Here is a 25,663-nt window from a genome sequence, read left to right as displayed (position 1 = left end):
CGATGTTCGGGAGCGGCACAGCAAAAAGCCCGCTTGCTTTCGCAGAGCGGGCTTTTGATATTTGGTTGCGGGGATAGGATTTGAACCTATGACCTTCGGGTTATGAGCCCGACGAGCTGCCAGACTGCTCCACCCCGCGACGCGTAGTGTACTCGGGGCGAGGGGGGAAGTCAAATGGATCGGGCGGGTATGGGTAGCGGGCTGGGTATGCATTCCCGCGCGCTGCGAGCGACGGTGCCCAGTGGATGCATGCGTTGAACCGTGTTGCAATTGACCGGACAGGTTTTGCAGTTGTTTGCGCTTCCCAAAAAGGGCCGATGCTATGTTCGCATCATCACCCTTGAAGGAGCTTCCGATGTCGTATTTCGATACTCTGCCGGCTGATGCAGCCGAATTCTCGATCGAAAAAGCAGCGTCGTTGGCGCTTCAGCAACTTGTGCTGGCGAAGCAACTCTCCGACAAGGTGCTGTTGACGCACGACAGTCAAACCGTGGCGACCGTCGCGCAGATCATCGCGATCAATTATCAGACGCTGTCTCGAACGTAGGTTCGTGGTTGGGCTGGCGAGTCGCTCGGTCGCGACGGTGAGACGCCGGACTTTTGTGCTTCCACTTTTTATCTTGATGGGATTCCACCGAAATCATGGACGAAGCAGCAATCACAGCGCGTATTCAGTCGCTTCAGGAAAATCGGCGCGCAGGCGAAGAGCAGCTTCGTCGACTCGATACGCAGCAGCGCGAACTGCAACAGACGTTGCTGCGTATCGACGGCGCGCTTCAGGTGCTGACCGAGTTGCTTGACGATGTGCGGCGGCACGGGGCTTCGGGGGAAGGGCCGGAGTAGTGTCGGCAGGTGGGGCTGGCGTCGACAAATTCCTGCACGTTAAGGCGCTGCGGAGGTTTTCCATAATTTGAGGCGATTCCGACAGCTTTGCCCCAAGCGCGGCTTTTCATTTGTGACGCGTCCGCTTTCGTGCCAGGATCACCGGTCATCCATAACAAACAGGCCAGACCATGAACGAAGCCACCATTTCCGCTCGCCTCCAGGAGCTGGAGGACAACCACCGGGCCGGCGAAGAGCAACTTCGCGCGCTTGAGAACAGGCAACGCGAATTGCAGCAAACCCTGTTGCGTATCGCCGGCGCGATCCAGGTGCTGAAGGAGTTGCGCGACGAACTTCGTCAGCAAGCGGTGTCTGGCGACGGGCAAGCGTAGCGCTAGATCGTGCCGGTTTTAAGCATGCCAACGCGTGTGCGATTCGAGCACACCTCGTTGTCACACATCCGTCCTGGCATCACCGGATGCACACCAGCCGATGGACTGGGCGTAGCACCCGGTCATCAGTGTCGACGCAGTTCGATACCGCCAGCGGGGCGGTTGGTCTCGTGCCCCTCGGTGATACGCGAGGCCTATGAACAAGGCCTTCGCATTCGTCGAACGAGTCATTGCCCTCATACGCAAGCAGCTTGAGCGGCTACAAAATTCCTCCGCAGGTCACTATGATGCGAACAAAAGCGAGAAGAACATCGCCGAGCGCGGCCTCTCCTTCGAGCTGGCTCATGACTTCGAGATGGCAGGTGCGTTGATCGTGGAAGATGTCCGGATGGCGTATCCGGAGCGCCGCTTCCAGGCGCTCGGTTATTTAGACGATCGCCTTCATATGCTGGTGTTCACGCCGCGCGGCGGCATGGTTCACGTTATCAGCCTTCGAAAAGCCAACTCCCGTGAGGTGAAGAGATATGAGCAAGCAAAAAACCAGCAATCCGACTGACGACAATCCGGCGTGGACGGATGCCGATTTCGCGCGCGCGACCGGCGGAAGACGTGTTGTCCGAGTTGTTAGGCGAGGAGGTTGCGGCCAAGTTGACGAAGCCGCGTGGCAGGCCGAAGTCGGTCAATCCCAAGATGCCGCTCAAACTGCGGATCGATCCTGACATCGTGGATGCCTGCAAGGCCCAGGGCGACGGATGGCAAACACGCATGAACGATGCGCTCAGGGACTACGCGACATCACACGGCATGATGTGAGGTTGTGTGTCTGGCGTGGCCAGCCCAAGGCCACACGCCTCTCCTTAAAACACAAATCGAAGCGGACATCGATGAGGCGGTATGGGAGTTCTCCCTTCGCTTGCTGGTAAGGCTTATCGCACCGAGAACCGGTTCGGTTGTTGGTATCGGCAGGTACCAACAAAAAATACCAACAAAGGTGCTCGCTGTCTTTGAGCAAAGTCTGATAACGCTGGGGGCTAAAAGCCTTACTGGGCGGGCTTGAGAGGGGGGTGGGAGGTGAAACTTGGGGAAGGTTTGGGGCTTGACTGGTCCCCCCGACAGGGATCGAACCTGTATCTAGCGCTTAGGAGGCGCTTGTTCTATCCATTGAACTACGGGGAGCGGATAGGGCGCCGGTGACGGCGCCGCGATTCAGCGGGGCAGAGTATAGCAAAGCTTCCCGCCCCTAAAACGGCTGTCAAGCGCGTCCGCCCGCAACCTCACCGCAAAATCAAAAATCCACCACCACGAAATCCTCCTTGCCCACATCGCACAGCGGGCAGCGCCAATCCGCCGGGATGTCGGCGAAGCGTGTGCCGGCCGGGATGCCTTCGTCGGGCAGGCCTTCCTGTTCGTTGTAGATCCAGCCGCAGATCAGGCAGACCCAGCTTTGGTATTCGACGACTTCGCTCATGATGACGATCGGAAAATAGTGCGGAAACAGTGAAAATTGTGCAGCAGCTGGCCGGCAGACCGCGCAATATACCCGAAACGCCCGGCCGCCCAGCCTGCGCCCGATCAACGTTCGCCGCACCGTTGCGCGCGGCTCGCCATCCGGCCAACTTAGAACCACTCCCGATGCCCGTTACAATGGGCGCTTCCGAATCCCTCTCATCGCCGCTCCCCCCATGTCGCTCTATTCCATTACCGGCGCGCAGCTTGCGTTCGGTCACGTCGCGTTGCTCGATCACGCGGATTTTTCGCTCGAAGCCGGCGAACGCGTCGGCCTCATCGGCCGCAACGGCGCGGGCAAGTCCTCGCTGCTGAAGATCGTCGCGGAGCTCGCGCGTCCCGACGACGGTCTGATCACCCGCCAGCAGGATCTGGTGACGGTCTACGTGTCGCAGGAGCCCGAATTCGAGCCGGGGCTGTCGGTGTTCGACGCGGTGGCGGGCGGTCTCACGCATATCCAGGCGCTGCTCGACGAGTTCGACACGGTCGCGCACGGGCTCGCTGACGAACCGGAAGGCGCCGGGCACGACGCGCTGATGGCGCGCATGAACACGCTGCAGGCGTCGCTCGACATGGCCGATGGCTGGAACTGGCGCACCCGCGTGGCCACCACGCTGGCGCAGATCGGCCTCGACGGCGAACTGCTGGTGGAAGCGCTGTCGGGCGGCATGAAGAAGCGCGTGGCGCTGGCCCGCGCGCTGGTGCTGCAGCCCGACGTGCTGCTGCTCGACGAACCCACCAACCACCTCGATTTCGAAGGCATCCGCTGGCTGGAAGAACTGCTGATCTCGCAGCGCTCGAGCGTGCTGTTCATCACTCACGATCGCGCGTTCCTCGATCGCGTCGCCACCCGCATCGTCGAGCTCGATCGCGGCCGGCTGCTGTCCTATCCCGGCAACTTCTCGCAATATCAAACGCGCAAGGAGCAGCAGCTGGAAGTCGAGCGCGTCGAGAATGCGAAGTTCGACAAGCTGCTGGCACAGGAAGAAGTCTGGATCCGCAAGGGCGTGGAAGCGCGCCGCACGCGCAGCGTGGGCCGCATCGCGCGGCTCGTGGACATGCGCAACGAGCGCGCCGAACGCCGCAATTCGCAGGGCAACGTGCGCCTCGACGTGGCGCAGGGCGAGAAGTCGGGCAAGATCGTCGCGGAGCTGACCGACGTCACGATTCGCTACGACGGCCGCACCTTCATCGATACCTTCTCCAGCACTGTGATGCGCGGCGACAAGATCGGCCTGATCGGCCCGAACGGCGTCGGCAAGACCACCATGCTGAAGCTGATCCTCGGCGAACTCACGCCGGACGAAGGCAAGGTCCGCACCGGCACCAACCTGCAGGTGGCGTACTTCGACCAGATGCGCGCGCAGCTCGATCTCGACAAGAGCCTCGCCGATACCATCAGCCCCGGCAGCGAATGGGTGGAAGTGGCGGGCACCAAGAAGCATGTGATGAGCTATCTCGGCGATTTCCTGTTCGCGCCGGAGCGCGCGCGCTCGCCGGTGCGCTCGCTGTCGGGCGGTGAACGCAACCGCCTGCTGCTGGCGCGCCTGTTCGCACGGCCGGCCAACGTGCTGGTGCTCGACGAACCGACCAACGACCTCGACATCCCCACGCTCGAACTGCTCGAAGAGCTGCTGGCCGACTACGACGGCACGGTGCTGCTGGTCAGCCACGATCGCGCCTTCCTCGACAACGTGGTCACCTCGGTGATCGCGTCGGAAGGCAACGGCGCCTGGCGCGAATACGTCGGCGGCTTCACCGACTGGCAAACCCAGCAAGCGCGCTCGAAGGATCTGGCCCGGCAGCAGGAAGCCGCCGCGCCCGCGCCGGCTGCCGTGCCGAAGGACGACGCCGGCAAGAACGCGGCGAGCCGCAACACCCAGCGCCCGGTCAAGCTGTCGTTCAACGACCAACGCGAACTCGACAATCTGCCCCAGAAGATCGCGGCGATCGAAGCCGAGCAGGCCGCGATCAACGCGCAACTCGAAGACGGCACGATCTTCGCGCGCGACGCGAAGGAAGGCACGCGCCTGACCGAACGCTTCGCCACGCTCGACAACGAACTGCTCGTCGCGCTCGAACGCTGGGAAGAACTCGAGGCCAAGCGCAAGCCGTCATGATCGCGCGCGCAAGGAACCAGTAAAATACGCCGCGTTTCGGCCCCGGCGTCGCATGCGGCGCCGCCCGATTTCGGAGCAGTCGCGTCAGCGCATTGTTTCGATTGGCTTTTTTATCGAATTCAACGTTTTGTCCACGATGTTGTCCACATGATCTGGGGATAAGCATCGCGGACGATGGATGAACTAGCGCCTATGTCCACGAAAAAGCCCGCAGCGGCCTATAGCGAAGCATCGATCAAGGTGCTGAAGGGTCTCGAACCCGTCAAGCAGCGGCCCGGTATGTACACGCGTACCGAAAACCCGCTGCACATTATCCAGGAAGTCATCGACAACGCCTCCGACGAGGCGCTCGGCGGCCACGGCAAGCAGATCACGGTCACGCTGCATGCGGATCAGTCGGTCTCGGTCGAGGACGACGGTCGCGGCATTCCGTACGGCATGCACCCGGACGAAGGCGTGCCGGTGGTCGAAATCGTTTTCACGCGCCTGCACGCCGGCGGCAAGTTCGACAAGGCGGCCGGCGGCGCCTACACGTTCTCCGGCGGCCTGCACGGCGTGGGCGTGTCGGTCACCAACGCGCTGGCCACGCGCCTCGACGTCACGGTCTGGCGCGACGGCAAGATCGCCGAACTCGGTTTCGCGCACGGCGACGTGGTCAAGCCGCTCGTCACGCAGGCGGCCGGCCGCGGCGAGAAGAAGTCGGGCACGCGCGTGCGCGTCTGGCCGGACGGCAAGTATTTCGATTCGCCGAACCTGCCGGCCGGCGAACTGCAGCGCCTGCTGCGCTCGAAGGCGGTGCTGCTGCCGGGCGTCGAAGTGGTGCTGATCACCGAGAAAACCGGCGAGCGTCAGGTCTGGAAGTACCAGGACGGCCTGCGCGGCTATCTGCTCGACGAAATGAACGGCAGCGAGCTGCTGATTCCTCTGTTCGAGGGCGAACGCTTCGCCGATTCGAAAAGCTCGGGCGACGATACCTTCGCCGACGGCGAAGGCGCATCGTGGGTGGTGGCCTGGAGCGAGGAAGGCTCGCTCACGCGCGAATCCTACGTGAACCTGATTCCGACACCGGCGGGCGGCACGCATGAATCGGGGCTGCGCGACGGCCTCTATCAGGCGGTCAAAAGCTTCGTCGAGCTGCACAACCTGCAGCCGAAGGGCGTCAAGCTGCTGGCCGAGGACGTGTTCGCGCGCGTGTCGTTCGTGCTGTCGGCAAAGGTGCTCGATCCGCAGTTCCAAGGCCAGATCAAGGAGCGCCTGAACAGCCGCGACGCCGTCAAGCTGGTGTCGTCGTTCTCGCGCCCGGCGCTCGAACTGTGGCTGAACCAGCACGTCGAGCACGGCAAGAAGCTGGCGGATCTGGTCATCAAGCAGGCGCAGGCGCGCACGCGCGCCGGCCAGAAGGTCGAGAAGCGCAAGAGCTCGGGCGTGGCGGTGCTGCCCGGCAAGCTGACCGACTGCGAAACGCAGGACATCACGCGCAACGAACTGTTCCTGGTCGAGGGCGATTCCGCCGGCGGCTCGGCCAAGATGGGCCGCGACAAGGAATATCAGGCGATCCTGCCGCTGCGCGGCAAGGTGCTGAACACCTGGGAAACCGAGCGCGACCGCCTGTTCGCGAACAACGAGGTGCACGACATCTCGGTGGCGATCGGCGTCGATCCGCACAGCCCCGACGACAACGTCGACCTGTCGAACCTGCGCTACGGCAAGATCTGCATCCTGTCGGACGCGGATGTCGACGGCGCGCACATCCAGGTGCTGCTGCTCACGCTGTTCTTCAAGCATTTCCCGCAACTGATCGAGCGCGGCCACGTGTGCGTGGCGCGGCCGCCGCTGTTCCGCGTCGATGCGCCGGCGCGCGGCAAGAAGCCCGCGCAGAAGCTCTACGCGCTCGACGACGGCGAACTCGAGGCGATCCTCGACAAGCTGCGCAAGGACGGCGTGCGCGACACGCAATGGTCGATCAGCCGCTTCAAGGGCCTCGGCGAAATGAGCGCCGAGCAGCTGTGGGACACCACCATGAATCCCGATACGCGCCGCCTCACGCCGGTCGCGCTCGGCGGGCTCGATTACGACGCCACGGTATCGCGCATGACGATGCTGATGGGCAAGGGCGAGGCGTCCGCACGTCGCGGCTGGCTCGAGGAAAAGGGCAACGAGGTCGAGGTGGATATCTGAACGGCGTGATCCGCGCCGCGCACCCGATGCGCCGCGCGGCACGCCGGCCGAGCCGCCCCTGAACCGATACGGAAGCGATACCAGATGGACGACAACACCCCCGATTTTTTCGATGAGCCGCCCAAGCCGCCCGAAGGCGGCGATGTCCTGACGCTCGGCGATTATGCCGAGAGCGCCTACCTCAGCTACGCGGTCAGCGTCGTCAAGGGCCGCGCGCTGCCGGATGTCTGCGATGGCCAGAAGCCGGTCCAGCGCCGCATTCTGTTCGCGATGAACGAGATGGGCCTCGGCAACAACGCCAAGCCCGTGAAGTCGGCGCGCGTGGTGGGCGACGTGCTCGGCAAGTACCACCCGCACGGCGATCAATCCGCCTACGACGCGCTCGTGCGTCTCGCGCAGGATTTCTCGATGCGCTACCCGCTGATCGACGGCCAGGGCAACTTCGGCTCGCGCGACGGCGACGGCGCGGCCGCGATGCGATACACGGAAGCACGGCTCACGCCGATCGCCCAGTTGCTGCTCGACGAGATCGACCAGGGCACGGTCGGTTTCATGCCGAACTACGACGGTTCGTTCCAGGAGCCGCAACTGCTGCCGGCGCGGCTGCCGTTCGCGCTGCTGAACGGCGCGTCGGGCATCGCGGTCGGCCTCGCGACGGAAATCCCGTCGCACAACCTGCGCGAAGTGGCGGCCGCGGCTGTGGCGCTGATCCGCAACCCGAAGCTCTCGCACGCCGAGCTGATGCAACTGGTGCCCGGCCCGGATTTCCCGGGCGGCGGCCAGATCATCTCGAGCGACGCGGAAATCTCCGCTGCCTACGAAGTCGGGCGCGGCAGCCTCAAGGTGCGCGCGCGCTGGAAGATCGAGGAGCTCGCGCGCGGCCAGTGGCAACTGGTGGTCAACGAATTGCCGCCGAACACCTCGGGCCAGAAGGTGCTCGAGGAAATCGAGGAGCTGACCAACCCGAAGATCAAGGCCGGCAAGAAGACGCTCACGCAGGAGCAGGCCAATACCAAGAAGACCCTGCTCGACCTGCTCGACGCCGTACGCGACGAGTCGGGCAAGGATGCGCCGGTGCGGCTCGTGTTCGAGCCGAAGTCGCGCACCCTCGATCAGACCGAGTTCGTGCAGTCGCTGCTCGCGCACACCAGCCTCGAATCGAACGCGCCGCTGAACCTCGTGATGATCGGCCCCGACGGCCGGCCCGCGCAGAAGGGGCTCGGCACGATCCTCGGCGAGTGGGTGGGGTTCCGCCAGCAGACGCTGACGCGGCGTTGCCGCCATCGTCTGGGCAAGGTCGACGACCGCATCCACATCCTCGAAGGGCGGATGATCGTCTTCCTGAACATCGACGAGGTGATCCGGATCATCCGCGAGTCGGACGAACCGAAGGCCGCGCTGATGTCGGCGTTCGGGCTGACCGAGCGTCAGGCCGAAGACATTCTCGAAATCCGCCTGCGTCAGCTCGCGCGGCTCGAGAAGATCAAGATCGAGAAGGAGCTCGACGAGTTGCGCGCCGAGAAGGCCAAGCTGGAAGAGCTGCTGGGCAACGACAGCGCGATGAAGCGGCTCATGATCAAGGAGATCGAGGGCGACGCCAAGCAGTTCGGCGACGACCGCCGCACGCTGATCCAGCAGGAAAAGCGCGCGATCTTCGAGGCCAAGGTGATCGACGAGCCGGTGACGGTGGTGGTGTCGCAAAAGGGCTGGGTGCGTGCGCTGAAGGGCCACGGGCTCGACCCGGCGAGCTTCACGTTCAAGGCCGGCGACGGCCTCTACGCGGCGTTCCAGTGCCGCACGCCCGATACGCTGATCGCCTGGGGCAGCAAGGGCCGCGTGCATTCGGTGCCGGTGCAGGTGCTGCCGGGCGGGCGCGGCGACGGCGTGCCGGTCACCTCGCTGATCGAACTCGAATCGGGCACGCACCTGATGCATTACTTCGCGGCCGGCGCGGAGCAGCCGCTGCTGCTCGCGTCGAGCAACGGCTTCGGCTTCATCGCCAAGGTGGGTGACATGATCAGCCGTCAGAAGGCCGGCAAGGCCTTCATGACGATCGACGAGGGCGCGGTGCCGCTCGCGCCGATGCCGGTCATGCCGCTCGCCACGCAGGTGGCCTGCCTGTCGGGGCAGGGGCGCCTGCTGGTGTTCGGGATCGACGAGATGAAGACGCTGTCGGCCGGCGGCCGCGGCGTGATCCTGATGGCGTTGGAAGACAAGGAAACGCTGGTGCAGGCGCTGGCGATCGACGGTCGCGGCGTGCTGCTGCAAGGCACCGGTCGCGGCGGCAAGGCGCAGGATGCGGTGCTGGCGGGCGCGGCGCTTGCGCCGCTGGTCGGCAAGCGTGCCCGCAAGGGCCGTGCGCCGGAGCTCAAGCTGAAGCTGTCCGGCCTGCTGCCGATCTTCGGCTGACGTACCGCACGCAGCGCACGCGGCGGCGCGCGGCCTGCGCGCCCCGTATCGGCTTCCGTCCGACTCGGGCCCCGGCCGCGCTGCCCCGCGCGCCGGGGCTTTTTCATGGGCGGATCGAGCGTGGCGTCGAATGCGGGCCGCGACATTCGGCGGGATTTCGTGTCAAATGTCGCCCGCGTACCGAACCGGTGCGCCGCAGGCCGGTCGAACCGGTTCAGGCCGCCCTCGCAAGCCGGTTTCCGTTTGCCGGTTGTCGTGTTTCGGTTGCCGGTTCGATTCGCCCGATAACAACACCCTCAGGATTGCCCCATGTCCCACGCCATTCCCGTCGCACTGTTCCTTCATCTTCTTGCCGTCGCGGTGTGGGTGGGCGGGATGGTGTTCGCGCATTTCTGCCTGCGCCCCGCGCTGTCGGATCTCTCGCCGCAACTGCGGCTGCCGCTGATCGAGGCCGTGTTCGGGCGCTTCTTCAACTGGGTGGCGGGCGCGGTGCTGGTCACGCTGCTGACCGGCGGCTTCCTGCTGACCGCGTACGGCGGCGCGCACGCCACCTGGCCGCTGCACGCGATGGCCGGCCTCGGCGTGCTGATGATGCTGATCTTCGGCCATATCCGCTTCGCGATCTTCCCGCGCATTCGCCGCGCCGTGCAGGCGCAGAACTGGCCGGATGGCGCACGCGCCGTGGGCGCGATGCGCATGCTGGTGGTGGTCAACCTGGTGCTCGGCGTCGTGACGATCGCCACGGCCGTACTGTCGCGCGGTTTTTGAACTCGCGGGGGCGCGTTCGGCCGGTTTGAGCACGGCCGGAGGCGGCCCGAAGCCGCCCGAGGCGGCGCGCGACACGCGCCTCACCTCACGTCACCTTCTCGCGCCCGGCAACGCTCAGTTGCCGTGACCGCCGCCCGGCTCGTGCGAGACGTTCGCGATCCGGGCCAGATGCGCCGCGCTCGACGTCACGCGCGGCCGGGCTTCCAATGTTTCGCACACGCCGAAGCGCGCCAGCAGCGCCTCGATTCCCTCGGCCGGCACCGCCCGCGAGAACAGGAAGCCCTGCGCCTGGATCGGCCCGAGCGCCGACAGCCACGCGACCTGCTCCTCGGTTTCGGTGCCCTCGACCACCACGGTCAGCCCGAGCGCGCGCGCCAGATGCACGATCGACGACACCATCACGCACACGCTGCGGTCGGCCGGAATCGCCTGCACGAACGAGCGATCCACCTTCAGCGTGTCCACCGCGAAGCGGTGCAGATACGACAGCGACGAATAGCCGGTGCCGAAATCGTCGAGCGCCACGCGAATGCCGAGCTTCTTGAGCGCCATGATCTTGTCGGACACCAGCTCCGGAAACTCCATCATCGCCGTCTCGGTGATTTCGATCTCGAGCCGGTCCGCCGCGATGCCGGTTTCGGCCAGCGCGCTGGAGATGGTGTCGATCAGGTCGCCGCGCCAGAACTGCACGGGCGACACGTTGACGGCCAGCGTCAGCGTGTCGTGGCCTTCGTCGCGCCAGCGCGCCAGTTGACGGCACGCGGTGCGCACCACGAAATCGCCGATCGGCACGATCAGGCCGGTCGATTCGGCCACCGCGATGAATTCGGTGGCGGCGATCAGCCCGTGGGTAGGGTGGTTCCAGCGCACCAGCGCCTCGAAGCCGGCGATGCAGCGCCGCGTCAGGTCGATCTTCGGCTGGAACGCGAGGAACAGTTGTTCCTCCGCGAGCGCCACGCGCAACTGCTGCTCCCAGCGCATCAGGTGATCGGCACGGTGCGACAGGTGCGGGGCGTAGAACTGATAGCAGTTCTTGCCGGCATCCTTGGCGCTGTACATCGCGAGGTCGGCCTTTTTCAGCAGGTCGATCTCGCTCTCGTTGGGCACGGCGTGCAGCACGATGCCGATGCTCGCATGCAGCACGAAGGTGCTGCCGCGCACCTCGAACGCGTCGGCGAACATGCCGATGATCGATTCGGCGAGCTGCACGGCGCGGCGCTCGACGTCGTCGCCCTTCACCACCACCACGAACTCGTCGCCGCCGATCCGCGACAGCGAACCGTCGTGACCCACCGCGTCGGACAGCCGCGCGGCCGTCATCTGCAGCACGATGTCGCCGGCGTTGTGGCCGAGCGTGTCGTTGACGGTCTTGAAGTTGTCGAGATCGATGAACAGGATCGCCAGATGCCGCAGGTTGGCCGGCTCGGCCACGTCGTTGCGCAGCTCGCGCAGCGTCGTGTAGCGGTTCGCCAGGCCGGTCAGCAGGTCGTACTCGGCAAGCTGGGTCATTTCGCGCTCGCGCCCGAGCAGCTTGCCGATCAGGCCGGTCGCCACGCCGAAGAACGCCAGCATCGCCAGCGTGACGAAGCTCGTCATCAGCAGATAGACGTTGCGCGTGTGGTTGTAGTCGGACAGCTCCTCGCCCTGCGACAGCCCGACCAGCACGCCGAGCGGGTAGCCGTCGAGATGGCGGTACGACACGATCCGCATGGTGCCGTCGATCGGATCGGCATAGGTGCCCGACACGCGCTCGGCGATCGGATACACGCCGGAGGCCGAGAAGCTGCCCGCGGCGCGGCCGGTGCCCGGCGCGCCGGTGCGGCGGGCCAGCACCGCGCCGGTATCGGACACCACGGCGATCACGCCGTCCTTGCCGACCGCCGCGTTGTTGTAGAAATCGCTCGTGAAATAGCTCGGGTCCTCGGACACCACCACCACGCCCGCGAACGAGCCGTCGGGGGCGTTCAGGCGGCGCGTCATCTGCAGCGTCCACTGGCCCGACAGGCGGCCGAGCACCGGCCGGCTGATGTACATCTCGTCGTCGTTGTGGGTGGCATGCACCTGGAAATGCTCGCGATCGGACAGGTCCACGGGCTTCGGATGCGGATCGGCCGTGTTGGCGAACAGGTGCCCGTTGGCGTCGAGCAGCGAAACCTGGATCAACGTATCGCTCGGCACCACGCCTTTCTCGACGGTGCTCGCCAGGTTGAAGCGCTCCGGCGATTTCTCGAACTCGAACTTGACGAAGCGGGTGATCTGGTCGACCTGATGGATCGACTTGATGGTGTGCTGCTCGAGCGCCGTGGAGAGGATCGCGGCGGAGGCGGCGGCCTCGCGGTAGGCGCTGTCCTTCTCGATCGACAGCCGCATGACGATCGCCGTCCACAGCAGCGCGATCGCGATCATCCCGAGCAGGGGGATCGCGAACAGCGTGCGGCGGCGAGTGCGGCGCGGGCGCGGCTGGCGCGCAAGCTCGGCGAGTTGACGAAACGAATTCATCGGATGACTAACGGTCGATCGGCATGGAACAGCGGGTTCGGTCATGACGGCTGGGTCACGCGCGACGGAGGCGCCCGCGCGCGAGGCGCAGGCGTGTCGGCGTGTGGCCCGGTAGCGCATGCCGCTTGCCCGGCATCGCGCGATGGTGTCGCCCCCGCGTCGGGCGGGTGGCGCCATGTGTTTTATCCGACTCCTTGGACGGCATGCCGCCGGCACGTATGGGGTGCCGGCCCATGTGGCGACCGCTCGGGTTCGATTGGTCCCGATATTACTGGTTGGTCAGCGAATTAGATAGCGAGGGCAAAAACCGAGGCGGGGCGGATAGGGGGCTATTGAAGAAAGCATGATCTGAAACAAAATTGAGGATCGTTTCGAGTTCATGCGAGCGCGGCCGTGCGACGCACGGCCGGCGGATTTCAGGGCAGCAGGAAGCTGCCGTCGACGATGGTGACGGTGTCGCCGCCGATCCAGATGCTGCCGTCTTCATAATCGACCGACACGCGGCCGTCGCGGCCGATCGCGGTGCCCTGGCGCACCGTGTAGGCATTGCCGGGGCGCAGGCCCTGGCTGTCGAGCAGGCCGGCGATCGCCGCGTTGGCGCTGCCGGTGACCGGGTCCTCGCCCACGCCGAATTGCTCGCCCGTCATCAGGCAGCGCACTTCGAAGGTGGCCGGCCCGCCGGCCGGGTGCGGCGCGTAGGCCGCCACGCCGTGCGTGCCGACCGAGGCCACGATGCCGGCGAGCGCCTGGGCATCGGGCGCGAGCGCCAGGCAGTCGGCCGCCGAGGCGAGCCGCACCACCAGCCACGGCGCGCCGTTGTCGACGCCGCACGGGGCCGCGTCGAACACGATGGCCTCGCTGCGCAGCGCCGCCGCCAGCGCCGGATAGGCCGAGGCGGGCAGCGGCGTCACGCGTGCCGGCGGCGCGGCGAACGCGCGGCGGCCGTCGGCCTGCTCGCGCAGCACGACCAGCCCGGCGCCGCATTGCTGGACGAGCCGCCCCGGCGTGCGCGGCACCAGCCCTGCCTCGCGCACCGCATGCGCCGTGCCGAGCGTCGGATGGCCGGCGAACGGCAGCTCGCCGCCCGTCGTGAAGATGCGCACCCGGTAATCGGCGGCCGGATCGGTCGGCGTGCAGACGAAGGTGGTTTCCGACAGGTTGGTCCAGTGCGCGATCGCCCGCATGTCGGCGTCGGACAACCCATCGGCGTCGAAGATCACCGCCAGCGGATTGCCGCGAAACGGGGTGGCCGTGAAGACGTCGACCTGCTTGAAGCGAACGCGCCGGGCCGTCATTCGACTTCGGCGATCAGTTCGATCTCGACGCAGGCGCCGAGCGGGATCTGCGCCACGCCGAATGCCGAGCGCGCGTGCTTGCCGGCGTCGCCGAACAGGTCGGCGATCAGTTCCGACGCGCCGTTCGTCACCAGGTGCTGCTCGGTGAATTCGAGCGTCGAGTTGACGAGGCTCATCAGCTTGACGATGCGCTTGACCTTGTTGAGGTCGCCGGTGTGCGCGTGCAGCGTGGCCAGCAGGTCGATCGCCACGTTGCGCGCGGCCAGCTTGCCGTCGTCGGTCGACAGATCGGCGCCGAGCTTGCCGACCCACACCTTGCCGTCCTTCTTGGCAATGTGGCCCGACAGGTAGACGGTGTTGCCGCTTTGCGCGCTCATCACGTAAGCGGCGGCCGGTGCGCCCGCGTTCGGGAGTTCGATGCCGAGAGCCTTCAGTTTGTCGTAGACGTTTGCCATCTGTTGTATGTCCTCGTGTGAATGGATGTCAGGCGGTTCAGGATGCGATGCGCTCGCGCAGCAGCTTGCCGAGCCGCGCCACGCCTTCCTCGATCTGCTCGGGGGGCACCGTCACGAACGACAGGCGCAGCGTGTTCGACTGCGCGTCGTCGGCGAAGAACGGCGCGCCCGGCACGAACGCGACGTGCTGCGCGATCGCGGCGTCGAGCAGGGCCATGCTGTCGATACCCGCCGGCAGTTGCACCCAGATGAACATCCCGCCTTCCGGGCGGTTCCAGGTCACGCCTGCCGGCATGTGGCGCGCGAGCGAGCCGAGCATCGCGTCGCATTGTGCGGCATACAGCGCGCGGATGCTCGGAATATGCGTGTCGAGAAAGCCGTCGCGGATCACCTCGTAGGCGATGCGCTGGGTCAGCGACGGCGTGTGCAGGTCGGTGGCCTGCTTGGCCTGCACGAGCTTGAAGTGCAGCGCCTCGGGGGCGATCACGTAGCCGATCCGCACGCCGGGCGACAGCACCTTCGAGAAGCTGCCCATATGCACGATTTGGTCGGGCGCCATCGACAGCAGGGTCGGCAACGGCTCGCCCTGGTAGTTCAGCGCGCCGTACGGGTCGTCCTCCAGCACCGGGAACGGGCTGGTTTGCGCGAACCTGGCGAGCGCCTGGCGGCGTTCGAGCGGCATGCGGCGGCCGGTCGGGTTCTGGAAGTTCGGCTGCGCGTAGAGCGCGCGTGCGTCGCGTGTGACCTCGGGCGTGAGCGCCTCGGGCACCAGGCCGAAATCGTCGCTCTCCACCTGCACGTAGTTCGGCTCGTACATCGAGAACGATTGCAGCGCGCCCAGATAGGTGGGCGTTTCCACCAGCACCCGGCTGCCCGGATCGATCAGCGTCTTGCCGAGCAGGTCGAGCGCCTGCTGCGAGCCGGTGGTGATCAGCACCTGGGTGGTGCGCACGCGGTAGCGCTCGGCCACCCACTCGCGCAGCGGCAGGAAGCCTTCGGTGGCGCTGTACTGGAGCGCCGCGGCCGGCGCGTCGCGCAGCACGCGGTCGGCGGCCTCGCGTACGCGCTCGACCGGGAACGTGGCCGGCGACGGCAGCCCGCCCGCGAACGAAATGACCTCGGGACGCTCCGTGACTTTCAGGATCTCGCGAATGGCGGAGCTGGTCAGCTTGCGGGCGCGTTGGGAGAGGGGCCAGTTCGGTTGGGGCAGGTCGCTCGGGTTCATGGTGTCCTCGATGGTGCGGGGCAAAGGAGAGAGTATCGCTCGCGGATCAGTTCGCGCGGGCGGGTTGGGGCAGGGTGCGCACGGCCGAACGGCGGCCGAGCACCACGGTGGCGATCACGGCCGCCGCGAACAGCCAGGTGGACGGCGCGACGGATTCGCCGAACAGCAGTGCGGAGAACGCGATCGTGAAGAAAATCTGCAGCAATTGCACCTGGCCGACGCGCGCGATGCCGCCCATCGCGAGGCCCGCGTACCAGGCGAAGAAGCCGAGGAATTGCGAGAACACGGTCACGTAGCCGAACGCGAGCCAGGTGGTCAGCCGGGCCGGCTGGGGGTGCGTCAGATGGTGCTCCCAGGCGAGCCAGCCCACCGGCAGCACGAGGAACGGCGCGGACACCACCAGCGCCCAGCAGATCACCTGCCAGCCGCCGATCTGCCGGGCGAGCCGCGCGCCTTCGGCATAGCCGAGCGCACCGATGCCGACCGCGACCAGCATCAGCAGGTCGCCCACTTGCGGCGTGCCGCCGCCGTCGCGCAGCGCATAGGCGATCACCAGCGCGCTGCCGGCCAGCGCGGCCAGCCAGAAGCCGCGCGACGGCCGTTCGCGCGACAGCCACGCCGCGTAGATCGCCACCAGCAGCGGCTGCAGGCCGTTGACCACCGCGCCGTGCGAGGCCGGCACCGTCTTCATCGACCAGGCCGAGAACACCGGATAGGCGATGATCACGCCGGCCGACACCACCGCCAGGCTTTTCAGTTGCGCGCGCGTGGGCAGCGCCTCGCGGCGCCACCAGAGCAGCAGCCCGGCCGGCACGGCGGCGGCCAGCGCGCGGCCCAGGCCGTTGAGCAGCGGGTGGAATTCGGTGACGACGACACGCGTCATCGGCAGCGTCAGGCTGAAGATCATCACGCCGAGCAGGCCGAGCAGCATGCCGCGGGTTTCGCGGGAATCGGACATTGGGGTCTTGAGGTTCCGGTCGGGTTGAGGGGAACGGCACGGCCGCGCGTCAGCGCAGCGTGCGCGCGCCTTTCGGCGTGTCGAAGCTCGCGATCAGCTCGGCCGACTGGCCGGCCGAGACGGCCAGCAGCTTGCCCGCGCCGAGCCAGTCGAGGTGCGTGGTGATCGCGTCGGAGGCCGGATGCGTGGCGGCCAGTGCGGTCAGTGCGATGTCGTGGTGCGGCAGGGCATCGGACGGATGGCGCGGCGTATCCCACTGGATCAGCGACGGCGCGAGGCCGTGGGCCGGTTGATCGGGCGCCTGCGGGAATGCGCCGTCGTCCGGCACGGTCAGGCTCCACGACCAGTCGCCACGGCGCATCCGCACGACGGGCGGAATCCGCTCGGGATACTGGCGGCGCCAGACGTCGAGATGGCGCGGCGGCTCGACACGGGCCACCCAGTGCACCAGCGCCGGCGCCTTGGCGATGCGCTTGTGCATGGCGGGTTCGTCGAGCGCGAACAGGCGAGGGCGCGGCACGCCCGCAGGTTGCGGCGCATCGGGATCGATCGCGATGACTTCGAGATAGGCGCCGCCCCACAGCCCGAACAGGCGGTTGTGGGTGCGCATCAGCGGATGCGCGCCGCCGCCGGCCGGCTCCGTGCCGAGCGTGTCGGCGACGTAGGCCGTGCCTTCGTCGAGCGTGCGCGCGGCAATCACAAGGTGGTCGAGTTTCAGCGGTCGTGCGGTCATGTCGGTATTCGGTTCGGCAAAAACGGGTGAGGCGCAGGCATACGGGCTGCGTCAGGCTGCCGGCCCCATGCAACCGGCCCATGCAACCGGCCCGATACGCTGGTGCGGCGAGGTGCGGTACGGACGGATGGCGTCCGGCGGGAAGGGCGGTGGCCTGCCGTATTGGCTGATGGCCGGATGGCCGGGCAGGTGCAACGCAAGCCGTGGTGGCGGCGCGGAGCGGATGGCTCCGGCGGATGCCTTGCGCCAGGTGGGCAGGCCGCGCGATGAAAGCGGATGCCCGCCTGATGGCGACCTGAAAACTGTAATCGCACGGACCGGAACAGTAACGGTACAATCGGCGCGATACTTTTCTGTACAGTTCCAAGGGATCGCGATGTCCACCGTTCCGCTCGACCAGATTCCCGCGCCGCACGATACCGCCACGCTCACGCTGGTCGATCAGCTCGTGCAGTGGGCGCGCCGCCGCATCGACGAGCGGGTGTTCCGCCCCGGCATGCGGATGCCGTCGATCCGCAAGCTCGCCATCGACAAGAACGTGTCGCGCTTCACCGTGGTGGAGGCCTACGAGCGGCTGGTCGCGCAGGGTTACCTCGATTCGCGGCGCGGCTCGGGCTTCTACGTGCGCGAGCGCACGCCGGCCGCGCTGCCCGGCGAATCGGGCCGGCCCGGCAAGGACACGCCGCCCGCGCCGGTCGACAACACGCTCGACGTGGTCTGGCTGCTGCGCAACATGCTGCATACGGTCAGCCCGGAAAAGGGGCCGGGGCTCGGCTATCTGCCGGCGCGCTGGCTCGACGGCGAACTGATCACCGGCGCGCTGCGCGCGCTGGGCCGCCAGAGCGGCGCGCAGATGCTCGGCCTGGGCAGCGCGCAGGGCTTCCTGCCGCTGCGCCAGCAGTTGCAGACGCGGCTGGCCGAGGCCGAGATCGGCGCGTCGCCCGAGCAGATCGTGCTGGTGTCCGGCGTCACGCAAGCCATCGACCTGATCGCGCGGCTCTACGTGCGCCCGGGCGATGCCGTGATCGTCGGCGATCCGGCCTGGTTCCAGATGTTCGGCCGCTTCGCCTCGCAGGGCGCGCGGCTGGTGGGCATGCCCTACACGCCCGACGGTCCCGATCTCGACGCGCTCGAAACGCTCGTGCAGCAATGGCGGCCGAAGATGCTCGTGATCAATTCGGTGCTGCAGAACCCCACCGGCACCTCGCTGTCGGCCGCGCAGGCGTTTCGCATCCTGCGGCTTGCCGAGGCCTACGATTTCCTGGTGGTCGAGGACGACATCTACGGCGACCTGTGCCCGGCGCGCTACCCGGCCACGCGGCTCGCGAGCCTCGATCAACTGAAGCGCGTGATCTACCTCGGCAGCTTCTCCAAAACGCTGGCGGCGAACCTGCGCGTGGGCTACGTGGCCTGCGCGCCCGAGATCGCCAATGCGCTGACCGACCAGAAGATGCTGGCCGGCATGGCCACGCCGGAACTCAACGAGCGGGTGCTCTACAAGGTGCTGACCGAGGGGCATTACCGGCGCCACGTGGAGCGGCTGCGCGGGCGGCTCGACGGCGTGCGCGACAAGACCGCGCGGATGCTGGAGCGGGTCGGCATGCGCCTGTTCACGATGCCGGCGGCCGGCATGTTCCTGTGGGCCGACACCGGCGCCGACGCCAGCGCGCTGGCCGCCGCGGCGCACGAGGAGGGTTTCCTGCTGACGCCGGGCGGGCTGTTCTCGCCGCAGCAGTCGCCGTCCACCTGGACGCGCTTCAACGTCGCGAACTGCGGCGATCCGGCGCTGGCCGGATTCCTCGCGCGCTACCTTGATTCGGTGCCGCGCCGCACGGCCGAGGCCGAACGCGGCGAGCTGGACGCGGCCTGAACCGCGTATCGTCCCGGCCCCCGCCGGTTCTGATGGGGCCAGGTCGATAACATCTCCGGCCGTGGGGTCTTGAAAAGCCCCCCGGCCGACCCCATTTCGGTGCCCGAAGACGATCCGCATGCGGATCCGCACCCATTCAACCGATCAGTCACAGGAAAATCGCCATGGCACATGAAACGATGAGCTTCCAGGCGGAGGTCAAGCAGCTCCTCCATCTGATGATCCATTCGCTGTACAGCAACAAGGAAATCTTCCTGCGCGAACTGGTGTCGAACGCGTCCGACGCGTCCGACAAGCTCCGTTTCGAGGCGCTCGAAAATGGCGCCTTGTACGAAAACGATCCGAACCTGCGTATCCGCATCGGCTACGACCGCGCCGCGCGCACGCTGACGATCGACGACAACGGTATCGGCATGAGCCGCGACGAGGCGATCGCCAACCTCGGCACGATCGCCCGCTCGGGCACCAAGGAATTCTTCTCGAAGCTGTCGGGCGACCAGCAGCGCGACGCCGCGCTGATCGGCCAGTTCGGCGTGGGCTTCTATTCGGGCTTTATCGTCGCCGACCGCATCACGGTCGAAACGCGCCGCGCCGGCGCGCCGGCCTCGGAAGGCGTGCGCTGGGAAAGCGCGGGCGAGGGCGATTTCACGGTCGACGCGATCGAGCGCACGCAGCGCGGCACCACCATCACGCTGCATCTGCGCGAGGGCGAGGACGACCTGCTGTCGTCGCACAAGCTGAAGTCGATCATCCAGAAATACTCCGACCACGTCGGCCTGCCGATCCTGATGCAGAAGGAAGAATGGGATCAGGAAAAGGGCGAGATGGTCGCGAAGGACGAAGACGAAACCATCAACCAGGCGAGCGCGCTGTGGACGCGTTCGAAATCCGAGATCACCGACGAGCAGTACACGCAGTTCTACCAGCACGTCGCGCACGATCACCAGGACCCGCTCGCCTGGACGCACAACCGCGTCGAAGGCCGCAGCGAATACACGCAGCTGCTGTACGTGCCGGCGCACGCGCCGTTCGACATGTGGAACCGCGATTACCGCGGCGGCCTGAAGCTGTACGTGAAGCGCGTGTTCATCATGGACGACGCCGAACAACTGCTGCCGCAATACCTGCGCTTCGTGAAGGGCATCGTCGATTCGGCCGATCTGCCGCTGAACGTGTCGCGTGAAATCCTGCAGGAAAGCCGCGACGTGCGCACCATTCGCGACGGCGTGACCAAGCGCGTGCTGTCGATGCTCGAAGAGCTCGCGAACGCCGAGGACGACGCAGGCAAGGATAAGTTCAAGACGTTCTGGAACGAGTTCGGCCAGGTGTTCAAGGAAGGCGTGGGCGAGGACAACGCGAACCGCGAGCGTATCGCCAAGCTGCTGCGCTTCGCCTCGACGCACGGCGATACGGCCGAGCAGACGGTGTCGCTGGCCGACTACGTGTCGCGCATGAAGCCCGAGCAAAGCAAGATCTACTACGTCACGGCCGACGCCTGGCAAGCCGCGAAGCACAGCCCGCATCTGGAAGTGTTCCGCAAGAAGGACGTCGAGGTGCTGCTGCTGACGGACCGCGTCGACGAGTGGATGCTGTCGTACCTGAACGAATTCGACGGCAAGCCGCTCGCCAGCGTGGCGCGTGGCGACCTCGATCTCGGTTCGATCGACGACGCCGAGAAGAAGGCCCAGGAAGAAACCGGCGAGGCGATGAAGCCGATCGTCGAGAAGATCCAGGCCACGCTCGGCGAGAAGGTCAAGGAGGTGCGCGTGACGTTCCGCCTGACCGATTCGCCGTCGTGCCTGGTGGCCGACGATCACGACATGAGCGGCTACCTGCAGCGCATGTTGAAGGCGGCGGGCCAGCAGGCGCCGTCGATGCAGCCGATCCTCGAAGTGAACCCCGAGCATCCGCTGATCAAGCAGTTGAACGCCGACGGCGCCGATTTCGCCGACTGGTGCCACCTGCTGTTCGATCAGGCGATGCTGGCCGAAGGCGGCTCGCTGGAAGATCCGGCGGCCTTCGTCAAGCGCACCAACGCCCTGCTGCTGTCGCGCGGCGCGTGATGCACGGCCCGCGCGTGCTATTCGACGCGGCGGGCGCGGGCTGGAGCGCGCCACCGCGCCCCGGCCTGCACGCGGCGCAGAAGGACTGGCTCACGCGCGGCGGCTCGCTGACCGCGCATCTGGCCAAGCTCGGCAAGGTCACCGTGCGCGTGACGCGCGAAGTGGTGGCCGCGCCCTGGGCGGACGAGCCGGCCGCGCTCGGCCTGAGCTCGCGCAGCGCCTGCTGGGTGCGCGAGGTGGTGCTGAGTGTGGACGGCGAGCCGTGCGTGGCCGCGCACAGCCTGACGCCGCTTGGCGCGAGCCGCGGCGTGTGGCAGGCGATCCGCCGGCTGCGCACGCGGCCGCTCGCGGAACTGCTCTACAGCGATCCGCAGGTCGGGCGCTCGGCGCTGGTCAGCCGGCGCGTGATTGCCGGGCATCCGGTGCATGCGCTGGCCGAGCGGGCGCTGCCGGCCGGCGAGCCGCCGGTGCATGCGTTCGTCGCGCGCCGCTCGGTGTTCGAGCGGCATCGTGCGCCGCTGATGGTGACCGAATGCATGCTGCCGGGCCTCTGGCGGCGCGTGATCGGCGCGCCGGCCGCGCTTGCCGGCGTTTTCTGATTCCGCACATGGATCCGGCCGGCGCCATCGATTCCGCCTTCAAGCGCTGCTTCCCGCCGGTGGTCGACGGCGGGACGCGCGTGCTGCTGCTCGGCAGCCTGCCGGGCGCGGCCTCGCTGGCGCACGGCCAGTATTACGCGCATCCGCAAAACAAATTCTGGGATCTGCTCGGCGAGGTGCTCGGCGTGCCGTTGCGGCCGCTGGCCTACGAGGCGCGCCTGCACACGCTGTTGCAGCACGGCTTCGGCCTCTGGGACGTGATCGCCGAAGCGCAACGCGACGGCAGCCTCGACAGCGCGATCCGCAATCACCTCGGCAACGATCTGCAACGGCTGGTGGCCAGCCTGCCCGCGCTCGAGACGATCGGCTTCAACGGCGGCAAGGCCGCGACGCTCGGCGAAAAGACGCTCGGTGAACTGGCCTCGCGCTACCGGATCGTGCGGCTGCCGTCGAGCAGCCCGGCGCATGCGTCGATGTCGTTTGCGCAGAAGCTCGCGATGTGGCGCGGGCTGACCGGCTGAAGCCGCGCAAACGAGCGCCACGGCGGGAGCGCCACGGCGGCCGCGAAATCAGCCGTGAAGCCCGCCATGAAACGGCCAGCCGCCTCGCGCCGATGCTATCCTCTCGTCCTCCCGTTCCTACCGAGTCGCGCAGCCTGCGCGAGCCATCCAGATGACCCGACTGATCAAGCGCGCGTCCGCCGAGGCGCGCGCGTTTCGCCGCGACAATTCGCGAGCCGACGAAGCCGTTGCCAAGCATGCCGGCGTGCGTTCCAAATCGCGCGCCAACCACGACGATCTCAGCGACGCACCCGTGATCGAGGCGCCGCGCAAGCCGCGTTTCGCGCCCGTGACGTTCTCCGAGGAGCGCGGCGTGCGGTATCTGCATTTCGGCACCGAGTGGGTGCAGGGCGCGATGCGCCTGAGCAAGCCGCTCGCGCTCGAACTCGAATACGCGCAGCAGATGATGGCCTGGCTGCTGTTCCTCGACACGCCCGAGCGCATCGTCCAACTGGGCCTCGGCACCGGCGCGTTGACCAAGTTCGCGCATGCCTACCTGCCGCGCGCACGCATCGAGGCGGTCGAGCTGAACCCGGCCGTGATCGTGGCCGCGCATACGATGTTCGCGATGCCGCACGACGACGAGCGCCTGACCGTGCATGAAGCGGACGCCTGGGATTTCGTCAATGATCCGGCCAATCGCGGCACCGTCGGCGCGCTGCAGATCGACCTGTACGACGCCACCGCGCGCGGCCCCGTGCTCGACAGCGTGGCGTTCTATCGCGCCGCGCGTGCTTGCCTCGACGAGGCCGGCGTCGCCGTCATCAACCTGTTCGGCGATCATCCGAGCTTCGTGCGCAACATGAAGCACCTGAACGCGGCGTTCGAGCAGCGCGTGATCGCGCTGCCGGAAGTGCACGACGGCAACCGGATCGCGTTCGCGTTTTCTGGCCCGGCGCTCGCGGTAACGTACGCACAACTGAACGAACGCGCGGCGCTGATCGAGGACACGCTGAAGCTGCCGGCCCGCAAGTGGGTCCAGGGGTTTCAGGAATCGGCCGGCGGCGACGCGGCCACGTTCACGATCTGACAGCCGGCGCGCGGCCCGCGCCGCGCTCTCCGCACTTTGCGCTCAGGCCCGCGCCACCGGTTTTTCCGGCCGGCGCGGGCCGTTTCGTTTCTCCCGCCGCAACCCTCCGCCCCGCTGTTTCCCTCGCCGTTGCCGGACGGCCTCCTGCTCCGGGTTCGCCCGCGTATCTGCCGGTTTTCCCGGCTCTTATACTCTGCGAGCCGGGAACCGCCGCCGATCGGCCTGCGTGCGCCCGTGCCGCCCAACTCGTTCAAGACTCCAAACAATCGAGCATGAGAGGAGACGTCATGGCTCACGAAGCCAAGGCCAACCAGGCCGCCAAGCGCTGGCTCTGGTTGCTGGTGTTGCCGGTGGTGGCGATGGTCTGGGTGCCGTCGTACGCCAAGGTCGAACCGCAATGGTTCGGATTCCCATTCTTTTATTGGTATCAGCTCGCCTGGGTGCTGGCCAGCGCGGCGATCACCGCGTTCGTCTACGGCAAGACCAAGCACTGCTGGCGCGCGAGCGGCACGAAGGAGGGCGGGCCATGAACGTGACCGCAACTATTGTCTTCGTGCTGTTCTTCGTCGGCGTGACGATCCTCGGCTTCGTGGCCGCGCACTGGCGGCGCGGCGATCTGGCCCAGCTCGACGAGTGGGGCCTCGGCGGGCGGCGCTTCGGCACGATCGTCACGTGGTTCCTGCTCGGCGGCGATCTCTATACCGCCTACACGTTCGTGGCGGTGCCCGCGCTGGTGTTCGGCGCCGGCGCGATGGGCTTCTTCGCGCTGCCGTACACGATCCTGATCTACCCATTCGCGTTCGTGGTGTTCCCGAAGCTGTGGAGCATCGCCAAGCGCCAGGGCTACGTGACCGCGGCCGATTTCGTCGGCGCGCGCTACGGCAGCCGGATGCTGGCGCTGGCCGTGGCGGTGACGGGCATCGTCGCCACCATGCCGTACATCGCGCTGCAACTGGTGGGCATCGAGGTGGTGATCGGCGGGCTCGGCATCGACACGCATGGCCTGCTCGGCGACCTGCCGCTGATCATCGCGTTCGCGATCCTGGCGGCCTATACGTACACCTCGGGGCTGCGCGCGCCGGCCATGATCGCGATCGTCAAGGACATCCTGATCTACGTGACGATCGCCGCCGCCATCATCGTGATCCCGTCGCAACTGGGCGGCTTCGGCCATATCTTCGGCTCGGTGCCGCCGGCCAAGCTGATGCTGAAGGCGCCGGACGTATCGAGCCTGAACGGCTACAGCGCCTATGCGACGCTCGCGGTGGGCTCGGCGCTCGCGCTGTTCCTCTATCCGCACTCGGTCACGGCGATCCTGTCGTCGGCCTCGGGCAACACGATCCGCCGCAACATGGCGATGCTGCCGGCCTACTCGTTCGTGCTCGGGTTGCTGGCGCTTCTCGGCTACATGGCGCTGGCCTCGGGCGTGAAGGACATGCCCGAGTTCGCGCCGTACTTCAAGGCCTACGGCGCGAACTTCGCGGTGCCGGCGCTGTTCCTGCACTTCTTCCCGTCGTGGTTCGTCGGCGTGGCGTTCGCTGCGATCGGGATCGGCGCGCTGGTGCCGGCCGCGATCATGTCGATCGCGGCGGCCAATCTCTACACGCGCAACATCCACCGCGAGTTCTTCAACCGCAACATGACGCCGCATCAGGAGACCAACGTCGCGAAGCTGGTGTCGCTGATCGTCAAGGTGGGCGCGGTGGCCTTCATCCTCGGCCTGCCGCTGACCTACGCGATTCAACTGCAACTGCTCGGCGGCATCTGGATCATCCAGACGCTGCCGGCGATCGTGCTGGGCCTCTACACGCGCGTGCTCGACCATCGCGGCCTGCTGGCCGGCTGGGCCGCCGGCATCGTGTGCGGCACCTGGATGGCGATCTCGCTGAAGCTGGCCGGCTCGATCTTCACGATCCACCTGTTCGGCCTGGCGATTCCCGGTTATGCGGCAGTGTGGTCGCTGGTGGTCAACCTGGTGGTGTCGGTGGTGGTCAGCCTGGCGGTGCGCGCGAGCGGCATGGCGCGCGCCGAGGATCGCACGCGGCCCGAGGATTATCTCGACGTGGCGGAGGGGTGAACGCGCGGGCGTCGGGGTTTTGTTCGGATGACGAATGGATTGACGAGCGAGGCCGGCCCCGCTGCATGCGTCGGGGCCGGCCTTGCTATTCGATGGTTTGCGTG

At 66.9% G+C, this 25,663-nt stretch carries 23 protein-coding genes, 2 tRNA genes and 2 pseudogenes; 18 read left to right on the top strand and 9 right to left on the bottom strand.

Annotated elements, in window-relative coordinates; translation table 11 throughout:
- Nucleotides 1-62: 62 nt before the first annotated feature.
- Nucleotides 63-139 (bottom strand) — tRNA-Met (locus tag AB4850_RS28395).
- A 216-nt stretch (nucleotides 140-355) separates the two neighbouring features.
- Between AB4850_RS28395 and AB4850_RS28390 the strand changes: the two genes are divergently transcribed.
- The 5 genes from AB4850_RS28390 to AB4850_RS28370 all read left to right on the top strand — a co-directional run bounded on the left by AB4850_RS28390 (nucleotide 356) and on the right by AB4850_RS28370 (nucleotide 2,027).
- Nucleotides 356-547, top strand: coding sequence for a hypothetical protein (locus tag AB4850_RS28390; protein WP_414442748.1), 192 nt, complete (start codon nucleotides 356-358; stop codon nucleotides 545-547).
- A gap of 95 nt (nucleotides 548-642) precedes the next feature.
- Nucleotides 643-843 carry a hypothetical protein gene (locus tag AB4850_RS28385; RefSeq protein ID WP_414442747.1) on the top strand — a complete coding sequence of 67 codons (201 nt, stop codon included), beginning with the start codon at nucleotides 643-645 and terminating at the stop codon, nucleotides 841-843.
- 170 nt (nucleotides 844-1,013) lie between these two features.
- Complete coding sequence (locus tag AB4850_RS28380; protein WP_414442746.1) at nucleotides 1,014-1,214, top strand: hypothetical protein; 201 nt, start codon at nucleotides 1,014-1,016, stop codon at nucleotides 1,212-1,214.
- 238 nt (nucleotides 1,215-1,452) lie between these two features.
- Nucleotides 1,453-1,770, top strand: a complete 318-nt coding sequence (locus tag AB4850_RS28375; RefSeq protein ID WP_414445637.1) for a BrnT family toxin — start codon at nucleotides 1,453-1,455, stop codon at nucleotides 1,768-1,770.
- Between the two features lie 20 nt (nucleotides 1,771-1,790).
- Nucleotides 1,791-2,027, top strand: a complete 237-nt coding sequence (locus tag AB4850_RS28370; protein ID WP_414442745.1) for a BrnA antitoxin family protein — start codon at nucleotides 1,791-1,793, stop codon at nucleotides 2,025-2,027.
- 288 nt (nucleotides 2,028-2,315) lie between these two features.
- Here the strand turns inward: AB4850_RS28370 and AB4850_RS28365 are convergent.
- Nucleotides 2,316-2,390: transfer RNA gene (locus AB4850_RS28365), tRNA-Arg, on the bottom strand.
- A 109-nt stretch (nucleotides 2,391-2,499) separates the two neighbouring features.
- On the bottom strand, nucleotides 2,500-2,682 hold the full coding sequence (locus tag AB4850_RS28360) for a rubredoxin (protein ID WP_206129333.1): 183 nt from the start codon (nucleotides 2,680-2,682) through the stop codon (nucleotides 2,500-2,502).
- A 214-nt stretch (nucleotides 2,683-2,896) separates the two neighbouring features.
- Here AB4850_RS28360 and AB4850_RS28355 point away from each other — a divergent pair.
- The 6 genes and pseudogenes from AB4850_RS28355 to AB4850_RS28330 form a co-directional block, all read left to right on the top strand.
- Nucleotides 2,897-3,745: pseudogene (locus tag AB4850_RS28355) on the top strand (ABC-F family ATP-binding cassette domain-containing protein); the annotation flags it as partial.
- 195 nt (nucleotides 3,746-3,940) lie between these two features.
- A pseudogene (locus tag AB4850_RS28350) lies at nucleotides 3,941-4,255 on the top strand (ATP-binding cassette domain-containing protein); the annotation flags it as partial.
- Between the two features lie 33 nt (nucleotides 4,256-4,288).
- Nucleotides 4,289-4,840, top strand: a complete 552-nt coding sequence (locus AB4850_RS28345; protein ID WP_414445636.1) for a hypothetical protein — start codon at nucleotides 4,289-4,291, stop codon at nucleotides 4,838-4,840.
- 192 nt (nucleotides 4,841-5,032) lie between these two features.
- Nucleotides 5,033-7,018: a DNA topoisomerase IV subunit B gene (locus AB4850_RS28340; RefSeq protein ID WP_414442744.1), complete on the top strand. Its 1,986-nt coding sequence runs from the start codon at nucleotides 5,033-5,035 to the stop codon at nucleotides 7,016-7,018.
- Between the two features lie 84 nt (nucleotides 7,019-7,102).
- A complete protein-coding gene (gene parC, locus AB4850_RS28335; RefSeq protein ID WP_414442743.1) occupies nucleotides 7,103-9,427 on the top strand; it encodes a DNA topoisomerase IV subunit A in 2,325 nt (774 codons plus the stop codon).
- A gap of 309 nt (nucleotides 9,428-9,736) precedes the next feature.
- On the top strand, nucleotides 9,737-10,195 hold the full coding sequence (locus tag AB4850_RS28330) for a CopD family protein (RefSeq protein WP_414442742.1): 459 nt from the start codon (nucleotides 9,737-9,739) through the stop codon (nucleotides 10,193-10,195).
- A 114-nt stretch (nucleotides 10,196-10,309) separates the two neighbouring features.
- On the opposite strand, the gene AB4850_RS28325 is transcribed toward AB4850_RS28330, so the two are convergent.
- The 6 genes from AB4850_RS28325 to AB4850_RS28300 form a co-directional block, all read right to left on the bottom strand.
- Nucleotides 10,310-12,694 carry an EAL domain-containing protein gene (locus tag AB4850_RS28325; protein ID WP_414442741.1) on the bottom strand — a complete coding sequence of 795 codons (2,385 nt, stop codon included), beginning with the start codon at nucleotides 12,692-12,694 and terminating at the stop codon, nucleotides 10,310-10,312.
- A gap of 416 nt (nucleotides 12,695-13,110) precedes the next feature.
- Complete coding sequence (locus AB4850_RS28320) at nucleotides 13,111-13,989, bottom strand: PhzF family phenazine biosynthesis protein (protein WP_414442740.1); 879 nt, start codon at nucleotides 13,987-13,989, stop codon at nucleotides 13,111-13,113.
- The gene (locus AB4850_RS28315; RefSeq protein ID WP_414442739.1) at nucleotides 13,986-14,444 is read right to left on the bottom strand and encodes a RidA family protein; all 459 of its coding nucleotides are present in this window, start codon (nucleotides 14,442-14,444) and stop codon (nucleotides 13,986-13,988) included. Before AB4850_RS28315 ends, AB4850_RS28320 begins: the two co-directional genes overlap by 4 nt.
- A gap of 37 nt (nucleotides 14,445-14,481) precedes the next feature.
- On the bottom strand, nucleotides 14,482-15,669 hold the full coding sequence (locus tag AB4850_RS28310; protein ID WP_414442738.1) for a PLP-dependent aminotransferase family protein: 1,188 nt from the start codon (nucleotides 15,667-15,669) through the stop codon (nucleotides 14,482-14,484).
- Nucleotides 15,670-15,715: 46 nt separating this feature from the next.
- Nucleotides 15,716-16,627, bottom strand: a complete 912-nt coding sequence (locus AB4850_RS28305) for a DMT family transporter (RefSeq protein WP_414442737.1) — start codon at nucleotides 16,625-16,627, stop codon at nucleotides 15,716-15,718.
- A 49-nt stretch (nucleotides 16,628-16,676) separates the two neighbouring features.
- The gene (locus AB4850_RS28300) at nucleotides 16,677-17,360 is read right to left on the bottom strand and encodes a VOC family protein (RefSeq protein WP_414442736.1); all 684 of its coding nucleotides are present in this window, start codon (nucleotides 17,358-17,360) and stop codon (nucleotides 16,677-16,679) included.
- A 376-nt stretch (nucleotides 17,361-17,736) separates the two neighbouring features.
- On the opposite strand from AB4850_RS28300, the gene AB4850_RS28295 reads away from it, so the two are divergent.
- The 7 genes from AB4850_RS28295 (at nucleotide 17,737) to mctP (ending at nucleotide 25,559) form a co-directional block, all read left to right on the top strand.
- Nucleotides 17,737-19,230, top strand: a complete 1,494-nt coding sequence (locus AB4850_RS28295) for a PLP-dependent aminotransferase family protein (protein ID WP_414442735.1) — start codon at nucleotides 17,737-17,739, stop codon at nucleotides 19,228-19,230.
- A gap of 164 nt (nucleotides 19,231-19,394) precedes the next feature.
- A complete protein-coding gene (gene htpG / locus AB4850_RS28290) occupies nucleotides 19,395-21,293 on the top strand; it encodes a molecular chaperone HtpG (RefSeq protein ID WP_414442734.1) in 1,899 nt (632 codons plus the stop codon).
- Complete coding sequence (locus tag AB4850_RS28285; RefSeq protein ID WP_414445635.1) at nucleotides 21,293-21,892, top strand: chorismate--pyruvate lyase family protein; 600 nt, start codon at nucleotides 21,293-21,295, stop codon at nucleotides 21,890-21,892. Before htpG ends, AB4850_RS28285 begins: the two co-directional genes overlap by 1 nt.
- A gap of 8 nt (nucleotides 21,893-21,900) precedes the next feature.
- Nucleotides 21,901-22,413 carry a DNA-deoxyinosine glycosylase gene (locus AB4850_RS28280; RefSeq protein ID WP_414442733.1) on the top strand — a complete coding sequence of 171 codons (513 nt, stop codon included), beginning with the start codon at nucleotides 21,901-21,903 and terminating at the stop codon, nucleotides 22,411-22,413.
- Nucleotides 22,414-22,564: 151 nt separating this feature from the next.
- Nucleotides 22,565-23,482, top strand: a complete 918-nt coding sequence (locus AB4850_RS28275) for a spermidine synthase (RefSeq protein ID WP_414442732.1) — start codon at nucleotides 22,565-22,567, stop codon at nucleotides 23,480-23,482.
- Between the two features lie 287 nt (nucleotides 23,483-23,769).
- Entirely contained in the window at nucleotides 23,770-24,012 is a 243-nt protein-coding gene (locus tag AB4850_RS28270; protein ID WP_414442731.1) for a DUF3311 domain-containing protein, read from the top strand.
- Nucleotides 24,009-25,559 (top strand): monocarboxylate uptake permease MctP, encoded by a 1,551-nt coding sequence (gene mctP, locus AB4850_RS28265; protein ID WP_414442730.1) that lies wholly within the window; start codon nucleotides 24,009-24,011, stop codon nucleotides 25,557-25,559. The genes AB4850_RS28270 and mctP overlap by 4 nt, the downstream gene beginning before the upstream one ends.
- Nucleotides 25,560-25,663: the final 104 nt, after the last annotated feature.

Source organism: Burkholderia sp. 22PA0106, assembly GCF_047497155.1.
Classification (GTDB): Bacteria; Pseudomonadota; Gammaproteobacteria; order Burkholderiales; family Burkholderiaceae; genus Burkholderia.
Note: the sequence above shows the minus strand (reverse complement) of the source record. Positions and strands in the feature narration are given on the sequence as shown.